Origin of the sequence: Acidovorax sp. ACV02 (genome assembly GCF_014851475.1) — a bacterium.
In the GTDB taxonomy this organism is placed as follows: domain Bacteria; phylum Pseudomonadota; class Gammaproteobacteria; order Burkholderiales; family Burkholderiaceae_C; genus Acidovorax; species Acidovorax delafieldii.
Map to the genome: position 1 here is coordinate 262,645 of NZ_JACUZU010000003.1, position 15,290 is coordinate 277,934.

The following is a 15,290-nucleotide window of genomic DNA, read 5'->3' on the forward strand; positions in this document are numbered from 1 at the left end:
ATACAGGAACTGCTCTGGGCTATAATCGCGGGCTTTGCTGGCATCATCCACAGACCCAAGGAACTAAACAATGGCATCCGCAAAACCCAAGAAGAAGAACCCGCGCCTGGCGTCGGGCCGCAAGCGCGTCCGTCAGGACGTCAAGATCAACGCTGCAAACACCTCGCTGCGTTCCAAATACCGTACCGCTGTCAAGAACGTCGAAAAGGCTGTTCTGGCTGGCGACAAGACCAAGGCGACCGAACTGTTCGCCAAGATGCAAGCCGTGGTGGACACCGTGGCTGACAAGGGCATCTTCCACAAGAACAAGGCTGCTCGCGACAAGAGCCGTCTGTCTGCCAAGGTGAAAGCCCTGGCAACGGCCGCCTGACCCACTTCAGGCAAACAGCCCGAACGGCACCTGTCGTTCGCCGTTTGTAACGGGTGCGCTGCCAGCAAAAAACGGACAAACCGCCTTCGGGCGGTTTTTTCGTTGGGGGTTCAAAATTGCGCCAGTCAGCCTGTAGCGCATCAAAGGGTGGATGGGGAGTGCCCGCTGGCTGCCGGGCGGGCATGCCCCTGCGCAGTGACGCCTCGGGCCCGACACGGCAGGCAGCGCCGGGAGCCAGGCTGTGGCCGGTCAGGGCTTGGCGGAAGAAGGCGGGTCGGGCAGCAGGCAGGCCTCGGCCACCTGCAGGTTGTTGTCGCGGGCGAAATTGATCACGAAGTCCCAGGCCATGGGCTCGTGCCCCTGCAGGTCGCGGTGTACGACCACACATTTCACGCCGTTGAGCGTGGTGGGAATGCACCAGGGCGAATAGCTCAGATGGCTGCCTGGCCGGGCTCCACCGGGTCGAAAGCTGCTCATCACCCCGGCCAGCCGCTCGGCCCAGTCGCTGGGACGAAAGGTTTTCCCGTCATGGGTGATGCCCTGGATGAAGACTTCTTTGGAGGAGGGGGAAACCATCGGGGATTGGAGTGGTAGTGAGGGCACAGACGCAGGATCACTGCATGTTGCACCGCAACGCGACATTCTAACTCTTATATAAGAGCTAGCTCCCTAATCCCTCCGGCGCGCTACACATAGGCACCCCGAAGAGGGTAAGAGCCCGGCATTGCAGTGATGCGCAATCGTCAACAGACCGCACCCCTGCTCCCCCTAGAATCGTGACTCGCTTTTTCGCCACCGTACCGTCTGGAGATTTCCGCATGACCGCTTCCATCCCGGCAGCTTCGCCCCACGTGATGAACACCTATGGCCGCGTACCGATCGCGCTGGCCCGTGGGCAAGGCAGCCGCGTGTGGGACGTGAACGGCAAGGAATACCTGGACGGCCTGGGCGGCATTGCCGTGAACACGCTGGGCCACAACCATGCCAAGCTGGTGCCCGCGCTGCAGGACCAGATCACCAAGCTGATCCACACCTCCAATTACTACCACTCGCCCCTGCAGGAGCAGCTGGCCGCCAAGCTGGTGGAGCTGTCGGGCATGACCAACGTGTTCTTCTGCAACTCGGGCCTGGAGGCCAACGAGGCGGCCCTGAAGATTGCACGCAAGTTCGGCGTGGACAAGGGCATCGCCAAGCCCGAGATCGTGGTTTACGAAAAGGCCTTCCACGGCCGTTCGATTGCCACCATGTCGGCCACCGGCAACCCCAAGATCTACAGTGGCTTCGGCCCGCTGGTCGAGGGTTTTGTGCGCGTGCCGCTCAACGACATCGAAGCCATCAAGCAAGCCACCGAAGGCAACCCCAATGTGGTGGCCGTGTTCTTTGAGACCATCCAGGGCGAGGGCGGCATCAACCCCATGCGCGTGGAATACCTGCAGCAGTTGCGCAAGCTGTGCGACGAGCGCGGCTGGCTGATGATGATTGACGAAGTGCAGTGCGGCATGGGCCGCACCGGCAAGTGGTTTGCCCACCAGTGGGCAGGCATCGTGCCCGACGTGATGCCCCTGGCCAAGGGCCTGGGCTCGGGCGTGCCGATTGGCGCGGTGGTGGCCGGCCCCAAGGCCGCCAACGTGCTGCAGCCCGGCAACCACGGCACCACCTTTGGCGGCAACCCGCTGGCCATGCGCGCCGGGGTCGAAACCATTCGCATCATGGAAGAAGACGGCCTGCTGCAAAATGCCACCACGGTGGGTGAGCACCTCAGGGCGGCACTGCAGCGCGAGCTGGGCAGCCTGCCCGGTGTGAAGGAGATCCGGGGCCAGGGCCTGATGCTGGGCATCGAGCTGAACAAGCCCTGCGGCGCCCTGATCGGCCGCGCGGCCGAGGCAGGCCTCTTGCTGTCGGTCACGGCCGACAGCGTGATCCGCCTGGTGCCGCCGCTGATCCTCACCACCGCCGAAGCCGACGAAATCGTCGCCAAGCTGACCCCGCTGGTCAAAGCCATCCTGGCTGAATGAAGAATAGCCCCACTGCCATGACGACGCTGAAACATTACCTGCAGTTCACCGACCTCTCCGCCGACGAATACGCCTATCTGTTCGAGCGCGCCGCGCTCATCAAGAAGAAGTTCAAGGCCTACGAAAAGCACCACCCGCTGGTGGACCGCACGCTGGCCATGATCTTCGAGAAGGCCAGCACCCGCACGCGCGTGAGCTTTGAGGCGGGCATGTACCAGCTCGGCGGCAGTGTGGTGCACCTGACCACGGGCGACAGCCAGCTGGGCCGCGCCGAACCCATCGAGGACAGCGCCAAGGTCATCAGCCGCATGACCGACCTGGTGATGATCCGCACGTATGAGCAGGCCAAGATCGAGCGTTTTGCCGCCAACTCGCGCGTGCCCGTCATCAACGGTCTGACCAACGAATACCACCCCTGCCAGATCCTGGCGGACATCTTCACCTACATCGAGCACCGGGGCTCCATCCAGGGCAAGACGGTGGCCTGGGTGGGCGACGGCAACAACATGGCCAACACCTGGCTGCAGGCGGCGTCGCTGCTGGGCTTCAAGGTGCATGTGAGCACCCCGCGCGGCTACGAAGTGGACGAGAAACTGGCCGCTGGTGCCCATGGAATCAGCGCTGACAGCTATCAATTCTTCAGCAACCCCATGGAAGCTTGCCGGGGCGCCGACCTGGTCACCACCGACGTGTGGACCAGCATGGGCTACGAAGCCGAGAACGAAGCGCGCAAGAAGGCCTTTGCCGACTGGTGCGTGGACAACGAAATGATGGCTGCGGCCCAGCCCGACGCCCTCTTCATGCACTGCCTGCCCGCGCACCGGGGCGAAGAGGTCGAGGCCGACGTGATCGACGGGCCGCAGTCGGTGGTGTGGGATGAGGCAGAGAACAGGATGCACGTGCAGAAGGCACTCATGGAGTACCTGCTGCTGGGCAAACTGGCCTAAAAGCCCCCATGCCCTGGCGCCGCCAGCCCGCTCACAGCGCCGAATTGCTGGCGCACTGGCAGGCCCTGGGCCAAGCGCTGGGGTGCGACACGCCCGCCTGGCGGGCCGAGGGCAGGCGCCTGCTGCGCAGCTGGGCACGCTGGCCCCGCGCCTACCACGACACCACGCATCTGCGGGCCTGCCTGCGGCACCTCCAGGCAGTGCAAGACCAGCAGCCCGGAGCGCTTCACAACCCCCATGCTGCGGCCCTCGCCCTGTGGTACCACGACGCCATCTACTGGCCGTGGAGTGGGCACAACGAGGCGCGCAGTGCCGACTGGGCGCAACAGTTCCTGGTGGGCCAAGGGCTACCCACCACGCTGGCCGAAACCGTGCACCAGCATGTGATGGACACCCGCCACACCCCGGGCGCGCTCACCGGCGATGCGCTGTGGGTGGTGGACATCGACCTCGCCATCCTGGGCCAGAGTGACGCGGTGTACCGACAGTTCGAAGGCAACGTGCGGCGTGAATACTTCTTTGTGCGCTGGCCGCGTTATGTGGCGGGGCGCAGCGCAGTGCTGCGAGGCTTTCTGGACCGCCCGCACATCTATGGCACAGCCTACTTTGCGCAGCGCTACGAGGCCCAGGCGCGCGCCAACCTGCAGCAGGCGTTGAGCGCGCTGGGCCAAGGCCAGCTGTACCAGTAGACAATTTGAGTCAAAACGGCTTGTAGCGCTAGTGAAACAAGCGCTAGCAGCTATATAAAATATAGCAACTACTGAGAAGCAGGCCCGCGACGGACGGGCATGGCCACGGGCTTTTCAGCGGCCGCCGCGGACGGCGCCGCGCAACTGCCGCAGCTGCTGCACCCACCATCGCCTCCCCCACAGCCCGGCGACTGGACGAGCCCCGGGTGGACCTTGCCCAACCCCCGGCGCCAGCGCCCGGGCAGATACCGCCAGAGCACATAGAGCGCTGCGGCCAGGACGATCAGACCGACGACGAGTTGCTGGACCATCACAACGTTTCCCTTCAGCCGCCGCCCAGCGCCAGCGCCACGCGGTAGGTCACAAAGCTGGCCGCATACGCCATGGCAAACAGGTACCCCACCATGAGCAGCGGGTAGCGCCAGCCATTGGTCTCACGGCGCACGGCGGCAATGGTGGAGATGCACTGGGGCGCAAACACATACCAGGCCATCAACGACAGCGCGGTAGCCAGCGACCACGAGCCCGCAATCAGCGACCCCAGCTGGCTGGCCACCTCGTCGCCCGTGGCAGACAGCGCGTACACCGTGCCCAGTGCGCTCACCGCGACCTCGCGCGCCGCCATGCCGGGCACCAGCGCGATGGCAATCTGCCAGTTGAAGCCGATGGGCGCGACGATGACCTCCAGCAGGCGACCCAACTGGCCGGCCAGGCTGTAAGTGATGGCGGGCTGTATGGCGCCTTCTGGCGCGCCGGGGTAGGTGGACAGGAACCACAACAACACGGTGACGGCCAGGATGATGCCGCCCACCCGTTTGATGAAAATCACCGCCCGCTCGTACAAGCCGTAGGCCAGGCCCCGCACGCTGGGCCAGCGGTAGGCGGGCAGTTCCATCATCAGCGGCGTGGCCCGTGTATCGCTGCGGGCCAGCTTGGCCACCGCCGCCACGGCCATGGCGCTGACGATGCCCGCCACATACAGGGCGAACAGCACCACACCCTGCAGGTTGAACACCCCCGCCACCGTGCGCTCGGGAATGAAGGCTGCAATCAGCAGCGCATACACCGGCAAGCGCGCCGAGCAGGTCATGAGCGGCGCGATCATGATGGTCACCAGCCGGTCACGCCAGTGGGTGATCGAGCGCGTGGCCATCACGCCCGGCACGGCGCAGGCAAAGCTCGACAGCAGCGGGATGAACGAGCGGCCCGACAGGCCCACCGTGCCCATCACGCGGTCCAGCAAGAACGCCGCGCGCGGAAGGTAGCCCGAGTCCTCCAGCGCCAGGATGAACAGGAACAGGAACAGGATCTGCGGCAAAAACACCAGCACCCCGCCCGCACCCGCCAGCACCCCGTCGGTCAGCAGGCTGCGCAAGGGGCCGTCGGCCATGTGGCCGTTGACCAGGGCTGCCAGCCCGCCCACGCCATCTTCAATCCACGACTTGGGCAGCTCGGCCCAGCTGAACACCGCCTGGAACATCAGGAACAGCGTGGCGGCCAGGATCAGCAGGCCCCACACCGGGTGCAGCACCACCGCATCGATGCGGTCGTCAGTCCGCAGGCTGACCACCGGCACGCGCACGGCCCGGTCCAGAATGCTCCGCACCTCCTGGTGCGTGCGGATCACGTCGTTCTGCGCCTCCAGGTCGCTCGCATCCAGGCGCGCCGCCGCATCGGGCGCCACCACCGGGCGCTGCAGCTGCTGCAGATTGGCGCCATCCAGCCACTGCACCAGCTCCTGGGCGCCGTTGCCGCGCACGCCCACGGTGGCCAGCACAGGCATGCCCAGCTCGCGCGACAACGCCTCGCGGTCAATGGCGATGCCCTGGCGCTCGGCCACGTCCATCATGTTGAGCACCAGCACCATGGGCAGGCCCAGGGCGCGCGCCTCCAGCACCAGGCGCAGGTTCAGGCGCAGGTGGGTGGCATCGGTCACGCACACCAGCACATCGGGCACGGGCTCGCCGGCGCGGCGCCCGCGCACGATGTCGCGGGTGATGGCCTCGTCCACGCTGTGTGCGTGCAGGCTGTAGGCGCCCGGCAGGTCCAGCACGCGCACGCGGCGGCCGGCGGCGGTCTGCAGCAGGCCTTCCTTGCGCTCCACCGTCACGCCCGCGTAGTTGGCCACCTTCTGGCGCGCGCCCGTGAGCAGGTTGAACAGCGCGGTCTTGCCGCAGTTGGGGTTGCCCAGCAGCGCCACGCGCAGGGGCGCATCGGCGGCGGTGGGCTGCACAGTAGCCTGGGCGCTCATGCCACCTCCTTGTCGGACAGGGTGGCTTCATCCAGCGGCTGCACCTGCACCATGGAGGCCTCCTGGCGACGCAGCGCAAACGTGGCCTGCCCCACCCGCACCGCGATGGGGTCGCCGCCCCAACCGCCGCGTGCGACCACCTGCACGGTTTCACCGGGCAGGAAGCCAATCTCCAGCAAGCGCAGCAGCATGCTGTGCTCTTGCGCGTCCTGTGCGGGCAACAGGCCCGTGACCCGGCCCGAGGCACGGCGCGGCAATTGGTCCAGCCGCGAGGACAGGTTCTGCTGCGTAGGAAGATGCAACCGCGCCGCAGCGCCATCGTCCATGGTTTTCATGGTGACTGGCCTCGATACAAATAATAGTGATTCTCATTCTACCAATATCTGCATCGTGCTGGTTGCCGTCTCACTCTCTCCTTGACGCAGCGCAAGCCGCAGTCCCCGCTAATGGCGCGCCGCGCGCTTTGGCACTGATTTACGCCCGTTTTGGCGCTAATTTACGTCGCCTTTGGCACGGAGATTAGGCCAAAACCCATTGCCAGACGAAGAAAAGGCACTCAGAGGAATGGCGCGTCGCTCTATTGACGCAGGCGCCAACGAGCGTTGGCAAGCACTTCTTATCGGAATGGAGCATTGATCTCGAAACGCTCAAAGCCATGGTCGCCTAACCAGAGCGCGATCTCTTCCGGCTTTACATGAGGGAGACCCTCAAAACGAACCAAAAACACCAGGAACTCTGGGTTCATTCTCTCGATGACGACTTCACGCTTTGCCTGGGAGGGTGCAAATTTCTCAAACAGCATCCCGGCGAGTTCTTCAACTCTGTCTAGGGTGTTCTCTGGTTTGTCAAATTTGAGCTTCAAGTCGGATATGACGAAGTTCATGTGTGCTCCCAATCTTTAGTAAACGGAGGTCGTTATGGCGATCACCTCCAAGCAGTCTAGGGTACTACCGGAAGTTGCTTATCAACACCTCGGCCGCCTCCTGCTTGCTGCTGCCGCTGATGCTGTACCGGGTCTTCACTGCCTCAATGCGGAAGTCCGCAAAGGTCTCTCGCACCCCGGGGGTGTCATTCAGGCTCAGGATGAACTTGCCCTTCACGGCCCCCAAGAGGGCCGCCAGGCGCCCAAAATCATCCTTGCTGAACAACCCCTCGCCGTAGTCCTTCTCGCAGTCCCAGTAAGGCGGGTCCACATAGAAAAACGTCCCCGGCTTGTCAAAACGCTGGATGACCTGGTCGTAGGGCTTGTTCTCAATGAACACCCGCGCCAAGCGCAGATGGGCTTCGCTCAGGTCCTCCTCGATCCGCAGCAGATTCAACCGAGGCGCGCCGGTCGCCGAGATGCCGTAGGTCGGCTTCACGATCCGGGCGCCAAAGCTGGACTTCGCCAGGTAGAAGAACCGGGCCGCCCGCTGGATGTCCGTGAGGGTGTCGGCGGGCGTTTTGAGGAAGCGGTCGAACTCGTCACGCGACACCAGCATCCAGCGGAACTGAGTGACCAGCTCGGCCAGGTGGAACTTCACGCACCGGTACAGGTTGGTGAGGTCCGAATTGATGTCGTTGATGATCTCGACCTTGCTTTCCGGCTTTTTAAAGAGCACCCAGGCCGCGCCTGCGAACACCTCGCAGTAGGTCTGGTGAACCGGCATCTTCTCGATGATCCGGTCTGCCAAGCGGCTCTTGCCGCCCAGCCATGCCAAAGGGCTTTTTTGCGTCGTCATTGCACATTGCTTTGTGACGCTCGTGGCGCTCTGGTTGGGGGCTCTGCCCGCTGCGATCAGCGGGGCTGGCTCTCCAGTGGTTCAGGCACCCGCAGCGCGGGCACTTGATCTCTACGATCCCATCGGCTCGGGCCAGCAGTTTCTGGCACCGTCCACATCTCACTTCCTGCATATCGGCATCACCTATGATCAGCCCCGCCTAGCTAGGTGGCAGGGTCTTTGGTCGATGCCGTGCTTACTCACGGCGGAGGCGTTTGCCGGGGGTGTTAGCGCACCCCTTGCACTCGCCCTGTCTTTTTTTGCTACCCCTCGGCCGACACATACGTCAGCGTCGGTGCACCTCCTTCAATCAGGCCAGCCCGCACAAACACGCGCTGGCCTGCCGAGCCCTCACCCCGGGCCTGAAGCACCCCGCCGCCTGGCAGCGTGATGATTGCCACGCCCCCGGCGATGGATGTGATCTCGCCCACTTCCAGGGGCTGATCTGGCATCAAGGCCATGAACTCCCGATAGGCGTTAGGCATGGGTTTCGATCTCCAGCGTTTGGCGCAGGCGCGGGCGGTTCCAGTCGATGGACGTGCTGCGCACGATGCCCATCACCGGGGTGTCACCCAGGTAGCGGATGAACTTGCCCGGCACGATCACGCCGGTCTCCGGCAGCACCTGCATGTTGAGCGTGATGCGCTCTTGCTTGCCGGTGTCCGACAGCTCGGCAATACCGCGCTGGCGATGGGCGTCCGGGTGGGTGATCAGGGCGTGATTCACCTGGGGGGCGATCACGTTGCCCGCTGTGCCCGCCCGTGTGAACGGACCAAACACCCCCGCGCCGATGCCGCCCAGGAACACGCGGTTGTAGGCGGGCTTGTCGATGTACTCGGTGCCCTCGACCTCGGCCGCATCGGCGGGAATCTCAAAGTCGGGTGTGACGCTGTTCCAGTACCAGGGAGCCAGCGGATAGCGGGGCAACACCCGCAGCGTGGCGGCCGTGTTGTGGGGCTGCACATAGCCGCCTGCGGCCCCTGCGATGTCGTTGATGGCGTCGATGTAGTTGCCCTGGATTGCCCAGGCTCCAGCGGGCACCAGCCAATCTTCCAGGCCCCAATCCACCGTCCAGCCCATGGGCACGCCATTGACGGTGAGCACGTCGGCCATGAGCTGCTGGGCCGTGCGGTCCACCAAGTTGCGAAAAGACTGCTTGGGAGCGTCGGCCGAGCCCAGCACCGATGCCTTGCCCTTGCCAGAAACTGCCCAGCGCGTGGGGCTGAAACGCCGGTCCCGCGACTTCGCTTCCAGCCGCAGGCGGAACTCCACCCCATTGACGAACACCGCCAGCTCGGCCGGATCGCCCGCGCTGTCACGACCCAGGTGGTTTGCCGCATCGCTGTGCAGCGTTGCCGTCCAGGACCAGGTCCAGGACTGGTGGTCCAGCGACATGCTGAAGCTGTAGGCGCGCAGCTCGGCGCCTGTGTCCACCCGGTGCAGGGTGATGTTGTTGATCACGATGTAGGTCCTCCGAACTGGAACAACGATGGTTTCGCCTGGCTGCGGCCCCGGCCCATGGCGCTCGCACACGAACACCAGGCCCACAGGCTGGCTGCTGTCGGACAGCTCTTCAAACACCAGGTGCGCAGGCAGGCTGGGCACGTAGCACGGGTCGTCAATGGGCGGCTGCACGGGCTTGGCTTGGCCTGGCAGTGGCTTGCGGGCCTCCTCGTACCGCGAGGCCCACACCCGTGACAGCGGCACCGCACGGCCAAAGCCGCTGAGAACTCCGGCTTGGCGGCCCTGAGCCTCTTCAAAGCGGGATCGCACCAGGTGGCGCAGGCGGGTGGCGTCTTCAAACCGCTGCAGCACCGGGGCTGCAGCCAGTGGCTGTGCCTGCTGCATGCCCTGCAGGGCGACAGAGCGCAGGCGCTCGGCTTCTTCAAACCGCTGCAGGGCTGGGGCGCTGCCCAGACGTTGCGCCTGCTGCATGACCTGGCGCACGACAGCCGCCAGGGGCTGTGCCTGCTGCCAGCGCGCCTGGTGGGGGGCGCCCACAGTGCGGCCGTCCTGCCACACGGCCTGAACGGCTGCATGCACGGGCTCGGCCTGCTCATACCGCACCTGGGTGCTTGCGTGCACCGCCCGGGCATCCTGCCAGCCGTTGACCGTGGTGGCAGCGAGGGGCCGCTCCACATTCACATCGAACCGCACACCGATCCGGCCGCGCAGGCCCGTGAGGGTGCCTGCCGCCCGCAGCCTGGTCGCCACGCGCACGCCGATCCGCCCGTGCAACCCGGTGATCGTGCCGCTGGCCAGCAGTTCGACCGCACCAGGTGGCAAGCCGCTGTCGTCGCCAAAGACGATCTCGACAGGGCCGCCCGAGGGGTTCGGGAGCTGACCAAAGAGCAGATCGGTGCTTGCCACGGCCTGGCCTTAAGTGAGCGAGGTGGCGCCCAGGAGCACCAGGCCACCGGCCTGCAGCAGCGGGCTGGTCTCACCAGGTGGCGTTACGCCCCCAGCCACCCAGAAGTCGCCGCCATTGGCCTCGTCCGTCACGCTGCCCTCAGCCACGATGGCGCCCGCGCCATTGACCCACAGCGCCCAGCGCGGTAACCCCGTCGCCAGCACCAGGGTGCCATCGGGGTTCGCCACATGCAGCACCAGGGCACCACCCACGATGGAGGCGCAAGGCACGGCCAGCACCACCTCGGCTTGCGGTAAGTCGCCTGCCGCGCCATCCAGGTCCGCGTGCCGAGCGGTGGTGTAAAGCTGAATCTTGCTGGGGCCGGGGCCAATGTCCGCCGTAGCGATGACGGCCTCCAGCTGGGCCAGGGACAACACGGGGCCAACCCGGAAGGTGCCGCTCATGGCAGCACCTCGGGCGTGAGCTTGTTGGCCGCCACGGGCCGGAAGTTGCCCGCCGCGTCTTCGGCCAGCGTCAGAAACTGCTGGCTCGTATCAATGCCGGTGAACTCAAAAACACCCGTCACTGGATCGCTCCAGGTCTCGCGCACCGGCAGTTTGCTGCGCTGGTGATGCAGCACCACGCGGGCCTTGGTGGGAGTATTGGGCGCGCCCTTGGTCTTGGTGGTGCCCCAGATGCGTCCAGCGCCGCCAAACTCCGCATCGCGTGCCAGTTGCACCCGCGACCGCGTTGTGACGCTTGCCGGTACCGGCGAGCTGGCGGCCGACAGCAGCGAGCGCGGTGCCGATGCCGTAAAGACCGACTCGGCGAACAGATTCGTGCCCAGCTCCAAATCCCAAGCGGTCGCTCCTGATGGGATTGCAGACCCCAGCTCTGCTGCCGTGGTGAGCAAGACAGCCCCGGCCTGGGCACCGGATGTGCTTGGCGACAAGAGGTCAATGATGTAGTCGGCACCGAGTACAAAGTTCGGCAAAAGGACCGGAGCCGACCAGGCACCTGCGTTCTTTTTGATGGCGACGTATCCGGTGCCGAGGTCCACGTCAAAGTACGCCGTATCACCCACCACCGTGGGAGCGCCTGGCGCTGGGCTCAGTGCAATGATCGTTCCGGTTGGGTAGTAGTAGAAATTGTTGTCGGCACCGTACATCAGCCAATGCTTGCCGACGTTGTAGGAACCCCAGCCGCTCAGGGCGGCCAGCCCTCCAAAGAAGGTCTGCGGAGGATTGACCACACTCAGCCTCAAACCAAAGACGCGCCGTCCGCTGGAGCGCGGCGAATTGGTACGGACAATCCCCGAAAAGTTGCTCGACACCCGCGCTTCGCGACCAGTGATCGAGGCGGAGCCGCCTTTGCTCGCGGCATCCCAATCCGAGGGGGAGTCCACCCGGAGCTTCGGATCATCAGGAGTCCACTGCCCCGCGCCTGGATAGATGACCCGCCCAAAGCTCACGTCGGTGGTCCAGGTGGTTCCGTTGGTCGAGTATTGCAACGTGCCCCACCCGAGGAACTCAGCCAGGCCTGCAGCGGCGATGCGTGGGTATGGGTCGGTCACAGCAGCGCCCAAGTCCCATGACAAGAAGAACCCACCCGAGCGCACCGCACTTGCACTGAAGCGCACCAGGGTGCTTGCATCTGCGTCCTGCAGGGCCGCAAGTGTCCCCGAGGCGGGGGCGTGGCTGCAGGTGATCGTGGCGCTGCTGTCCACTCTGGAGCCCGCGACCAGCCAATGCAGTCCGCCCAGCTCCAGGGCTCCTCCTGCGAATGCCCGCAGGCCGACCAGTCTCCAATACCGTGCTGAAGCCATCAGCGGCTCCAGTTGCCTGTGATGTCCAGGAACACCGTGCCGGGGGTAACGGCCCCGGAGGGAGGTGCCACGCGGACGGCAAGAAGGCGGCGCCCAGCCAGGTCATCCGTGCCATCCACGATGGCGCCCGTGGCAAACGCAGTGCCACAGTCTTGCACGGGGTGCAGCAGCCCGGGCAGCGTGCCCCGGATGCCCAGGCCATGCAGCTCCAGCGCTCCCGTCATCAGACCGTTGTTGGGACCGTTGGGATACGTGCCCAGCGAATACCCTGCAGTGCCTGCATAGACATCGGACGTAGAGCCGTTGTGGTGAGCGCCCAGACGCTGCATTGCGAGGGACTGCCCAATCGCTGTGTGCGCCCTCACCATGTACGCGCCGGAGCGGGCGCTGCGGTGTGACCAGCCGCAGCACCCATCGGGAACCGTGGTCAGTGCTGTCTGGTCAGCCTGGTTGCCTGTGAGCAGATAGCCGTAGGCGTCGCCGCTTTTAAGGCTGGCAATGTCGCCCGCGTACAGCAGGGTGTAGCGGTCGGTGCCTTGGGGGGACAACGCCAGGTAGAACCCGCGCTCATCAGCCACCATGTACCAGGGGCGCGCCGTGGCGTTTGCGGTGCCGCTCTTGGGCCAGTACAGGCCGCCCGCGAGCTGGCTCTCCAGCGGAGTAGGCCCGGCGCCGGTCGACACGTCGGTCATGCTCTCGTAGGCACGCACACGGGCATTGATGGTGCCGGTGTCATCCACCCGCAGGACGCAGCCGGTGGCCTCGGGCACGGTGGGCTTGACGCACAGCACGTTGGCGAGCGCACCCGCAAACAGCTCCTGCCAGCCTGCTGCGGCCACTTTGTGGGTGATGGTGCCGGTAGCCGCTCCGTCTGCGATGCCAGGCGCGGCATAGGTCACGGCGTTGGTGGTAATGGAGAGGATGCGCTTTTGCCCATTCAGTCCTGCAGGCGTTGCCCCTGCGAACTGGCTCACCGAGCCCACGCGGTAAGGATGCGCAGCCGCAAAGGTGGCGGTTGCGATGCCCGCTGCAACGGTGAGCGTCGCCACGGCGCCAGCACCGAAACCGTCAACCAGGCAGGCTTTTACCAACGCGCGCAGGGCGCCAGCGGAACCAGAGAGGACGGGAGCGCCCGTCATGGCGGAGTCGAAGGTGTAGATCATGGTGGGCTTGGTCAGATGACGGGATTGGTGGGCGCGCGGTCGATATCGCCGCGCTCGGTCAGTTCAAAGGCGTAGTCGGTACCGATGGCCTCGGACGGCTGTGTGGCCCGGATCGCCACCAGCGGGAAATACGCCCCCACCGTGGGCAGGAACAGCGTGTTGCCGGGCACCCAGCCCGCGCCCCAGCCCGCAGCCGCGAGCGTGAAGTACGGCGCCCCGCTGATGGGGTTGATCGGGGCGATGGCCGTGTTGCGGCTGAAGGTGCCCAGGTTGCCCACGTGCTCGCCGATCACCTCGACGTCGGTGCCCCCTGTGAGCACGCGCAGGGCAAAGCGCTCGGTCACGGCGCCCGCGTTGGTCACCACGACAGGAAACGCGCCGTCGTTGTAGGTGGCGGGTGCGGGGTTGCCCACTGTGACGTCGGCCCAGCTCACGCCGTCCCAGGTCTGCTGGTCAAACACCGGCAGGGCCCGGGCGCGCAGGTTGCCCGCCATGACAGCGCTCGACACGATGGAGCCCACCGGGAAGTTGTGGGCGAGCTGCTTGGTCAGCTTGAGCGTGCCGTCGATCTGCACGTCGGCCACGCGCGCCATTTGCTCAATGCGGTGCTTCACCGTCACGGGCTGCACCCAACCGGTCACATCGGTCACGGCGATGGTGCCCGCGTTGAGATCGGGGCCGTAGCCAGTGCGGATGAGCTGGCCGTCAGCGCCGACCAGGTAGACGCGCGAGAGGCGCTCACGGGCGCAGTTGATGGTCTGGCCTGCGCTGTAAACAGCGGCAGGCACCACGCCTGTGTGGCCGATCACCACATAGGAGCCCACCCGGTACTTGGGCACCCGGCCATCGGGCGGCAGTCGCACAGGATCAAGACCCACGATGTCCGCATCCAGCGGCAGATAGAAATAGGCCACGCTGTTGTAGCGCAGGGTGGTCGGGTCCACCGGCCACGGCCGCCAGATCTTGCCCGCCTCCACGGTGCCCACGTCGGCCGCGTCGTACCACCACTCTGCCTTCTGGGCAGCGGTCAAACTGGAGTCCAGCACGAAGTCCCCGAACTGCAGCTCGACCACGCCGGTCAGGTAGTCGATGTGCCCCCACATGTGGGTGCCCTGCAAATTGCCGTTGAGATCGCCCGTGGCTGTGAGTGCGTTGCCCGCCGTGTCGGTGAGCGTGAGCACGAAGCCGGTAGGCTTGATCGGAGCCGCCTGGGTACGCATGAAGATGCTGGCGGTCTTCCAGGCGCTGCGCCGCGTCCACAGGCTTTGCAGCGTGATCGTGTTGGGGTTGGGCCCCACCACGTAGTCCGTCATGCGCACGGTACCCGCTGCATAGTCCATGCGGCCCGAGTCGATGCCGGGATTGCCAGCCGTGCGGCCCCGATAGATCACGCCCTCGAAGTCGGTATAGGTCTGGCCCATCCAGAGGAACTGCACGCTGCCAGGCACGATGGAATCGGACGTGTAGGGGCACAGATCAATGACGATGGCCTCCGGCTGGAACACGTCGGTGCGGTGGGTGATCACGGCTGGTGCAACGCGATAGCGGGCCACCACACTGGAGCCCGCGAGCACTTCCTCACCCACGCTCGCTGTTGAGTATTCCGCGCCCTTGCGGCTGTTGGAGTTGCTGGTGCCGTTGCCGTCGCCCACCGTGTCAGAAAACTCTTTGGCGGCGTCGAAGTCGCTTTTATAGGCCTCGGTGGTGCGGTCTGCGCGAACCATGCGCAGGCTCACGGCCTTGGCGGCGTAGTTGACGGTGCCCAGGCTGTTGATGAAGGAGCCCGCGCCGTCGTCGGTAACTGTGTGCACCACCACGAGCTTGTCGTCGGCCGTGCGCCCAGTCTCCTGGGTCAGGGAGCTGGAGTTGGTGTTGGACTTGGTAACGGCGAAGGGCCGCGAGACATATACGATGGTCATA

16 protein-coding genes are annotated in these 15,290 nt (G+C 65.3%); 4 read left to right on the plus strand and 12 right to left on the minus strand.

Annotation, left to right across the window (positions count from 1 at the left end):
- The first annotated feature begins 70 nt into the window (after positions 1-70).
- Positions 71-370 (plus strand): 30S ribosomal protein S20, encoded by a 300-nt coding sequence (rpsT, locus tag IB236_RS08525; RefSeq protein ID WP_056066666.1) that lies wholly within the window; start codon positions 71-73, stop codon positions 368-370.
- Positions 371-619: 249 nt separating this feature from the next.
- Here rpsT and IB236_RS08530 read toward each other — a convergent pair whose 3' ends face one another.
- Positions 620-946 carry a DUF3579 domain-containing protein gene (locus IB236_RS08530; RefSeq protein ID WP_192420094.1) on the minus strand — a complete coding sequence of 109 codons (327 nt, stop codon included), beginning with the start codon at positions 944-946 and terminating at the stop codon, positions 620-622.
- 242 nt (positions 947-1,188) lie between these two features.
- Here IB236_RS08530 and IB236_RS08535 point away from each other — a divergent pair, with 242 nt between their 5' ends.
- From IB236_RS08535 to IB236_RS08545, 3 genes are read left to right on the plus strand one after another with little or no spacing between them, the layout of a single operon-like run.
- On the plus strand, positions 1,189-2,385 hold the full coding sequence (locus IB236_RS08535; RefSeq protein WP_056748311.1) for an aspartate aminotransferase family protein: 1,197 nt from the start codon (positions 1,189-1,191) through the stop codon (positions 2,383-2,385).
- 17 nt (positions 2,386-2,402) lie between these two features.
- On the plus strand, positions 2,403-3,332 hold the full coding sequence (argF, locus tag IB236_RS08540) for an ornithine carbamoyltransferase (protein WP_192420096.1): 930 nt from the start codon (positions 2,403-2,405) through the stop codon (positions 3,330-3,332).
- An 8-nt stretch (positions 3,333-3,340) separates the two neighbouring features.
- Positions 3,341-4,021, plus strand: a complete 681-nt coding sequence (locus tag IB236_RS08545) for a hypothetical protein (RefSeq protein ID WP_192420099.1) — start codon at positions 3,341-3,343, stop codon at positions 4,019-4,021.
- A 325-nt stretch (positions 4,022-4,346) separates the two neighbouring features.
- On the opposite strand, the gene IB236_RS08550 is transcribed toward IB236_RS08545, so the two are convergent.
- The 11 genes from IB236_RS08550 to IB236_RS08600 form a co-directional block, all read right to left on the minus strand.
- Positions 4,347-6,272 (minus strand): ferrous iron transporter B, encoded by a 1,926-nt coding sequence (locus tag IB236_RS08550; protein WP_192420101.1) that lies wholly within the window; start codon positions 6,270-6,272, stop codon positions 4,347-4,349.
- Positions 6,269-6,598, minus strand: a complete 330-nt coding sequence (locus tag IB236_RS08555; RefSeq protein ID WP_192420573.1) for a FeoA family protein — start codon at positions 6,596-6,598, stop codon at positions 6,269-6,271. Before IB236_RS08555 ends, IB236_RS08550 begins: the two co-directional genes overlap by 4 nt.
- 290 nt (positions 6,599-6,888) lie before the next feature.
- Positions 6,889-7,155, minus strand: a complete 267-nt coding sequence (locus IB236_RS08560) for a hypothetical protein (RefSeq protein ID WP_192420103.1) — start codon at positions 7,153-7,155, stop codon at positions 6,889-6,891.
- A 64-nt stretch (positions 7,156-7,219) separates the two neighbouring features.
- Positions 7,220-7,972 (minus strand): DNA adenine methylase, encoded by a 753-nt coding sequence (locus IB236_RS08565; protein WP_225581073.1) that lies wholly within the window; start codon positions 7,970-7,972, stop codon positions 7,220-7,222.
- Positions 7,863-8,165: a Com family DNA-binding transcriptional regulator gene (locus IB236_RS24305; protein ID WP_225581036.1), complete on the minus strand. Its 303-nt coding sequence runs from the start codon at positions 8,163-8,165 to the stop codon at positions 7,863-7,865. The genes IB236_RS08565 and IB236_RS24305 overlap by 110 nt, the downstream gene beginning before the upstream one ends.
- A 130-nt stretch (positions 8,166-8,295) precedes the next feature.
- Positions 8,296-8,517 (minus strand): hypothetical protein, encoded by a 222-nt coding sequence (locus IB236_RS08575; RefSeq protein WP_192420107.1) that lies wholly within the window; start codon positions 8,515-8,517, stop codon positions 8,296-8,298.
- Complete coding sequence (locus tag IB236_RS08580) at positions 8,510-10,402, minus strand: hypothetical protein (protein WP_192420109.1); 1,893 nt, start codon at positions 10,400-10,402, stop codon at positions 8,510-8,512. Before IB236_RS08580 ends, IB236_RS08575 begins: the two co-directional genes overlap by 8 nt.
- A gap of 9 nt (positions 10,403-10,411) precedes the next feature.
- A complete protein-coding gene (locus IB236_RS08585) occupies positions 10,412-10,846 on the minus strand; it encodes a hypothetical protein (RefSeq protein ID WP_192420110.1) in 435 nt (144 codons plus the stop codon).
- Positions 10,843-11,955 (minus strand): hypothetical protein, encoded by a 1,113-nt coding sequence (locus IB236_RS08590; RefSeq protein WP_370539903.1) that lies wholly within the window; start codon positions 11,953-11,955, stop codon positions 10,843-10,845. Before IB236_RS08590 ends, IB236_RS08585 begins: the two co-directional genes overlap by 4 nt.
- 251 nt (positions 11,956-12,206) lie before the next feature.
- The gene (locus IB236_RS08595) at positions 12,207-13,370 is read right to left on the minus strand and encodes a hypothetical protein (protein ID WP_192420114.1); all 1,164 of its coding nucleotides are present in this window, start codon (positions 13,368-13,370) and stop codon (positions 12,207-12,209) included.
- Positions 13,371-13,381: 11 nt separating this feature from the next.
- The gene (locus tag IB236_RS08600) at positions 13,382-15,289 is read right to left on the minus strand and encodes a hypothetical protein (RefSeq protein ID WP_192420116.1); all 1,908 of its coding nucleotides are present in this window, start codon (positions 15,287-15,289) and stop codon (positions 13,382-13,384) included.
- Position 15,290: the final 1 nt, after the last annotated feature.